This window comes from Streptomyces sp. SP18BB07 (genome assembly GCF_036322545.1).
In the GTDB taxonomy this organism is placed as follows: Bacteria; Actinomycetota; Actinomycetes; order Streptomycetales; family Streptomycetaceae; genus Streptomyces; species Streptomyces deccanensis.
The window spans coordinates 1-533 of sequence record NZ_JAQYWT010000255.1 but is presented as its reverse complement, the minus strand read 5'-3'; the positions used below and the strand labels follow the sequence as shown (position 1 = coordinate 533).

The window sequence follows — 533 nt, the reverse complement described above, 5'->3', positions numbered from 1 at the left end:
CGCCTCCAGGCCCTCGGGCTTGGCGGCGGCGCGGCCGATGGCGGTCTCGATGCGGTTCAGCGTGGCGACGCGCTTGTCCTCCAGCGGGCCGAGGATGGCGTTGTTGACGAAGTTGGCACCGCCCTGGCCGACGGTGTCGATGAGACGCTGGTTGGCTTCCTGGATCTGCGTGTCGAGGAGCGCGAGGTTGCGGTCGACCTCGGCCTGCGCGGAGGCCGGGATCGCGGGGAGTTCGCCCTCGACCTCGGGGCAGGTGATGGTCCCGGCGGCACCGGCGTTGCCCGCGTCCGCGCCACCCTCGCCCGCACCGGCCTCGGCACCCGCGCCCGCTTCGGCACCCGCACCGGCCTCGGCTCCGGCCTCCTGGCCGGCCTCCGCCTCCTCACCGGCGCCCGCGGCACCGCCCTGGTTGAGCTGGCAGGGGGCGAGGGCTTCGAGGCCCTCGGGCTTGGCGGCGGCGCGGCCGATGGCGGTCTCGATGCGGTTCAGCGTGGCGACGCGCTTGTCCTCCAGCGGGCCGAGGATGGCGTTGT

At 75.0% G+C, this 533-nt stretch carries 1 pseudogene; it reads right to left on the bottom strand.

From position 1 onward, the window contains the following. A pseudogene (locus PUR53_RS10120) lies at window positions 1-533 on the bottom strand (hypothetical protein); the annotation flags it as partial.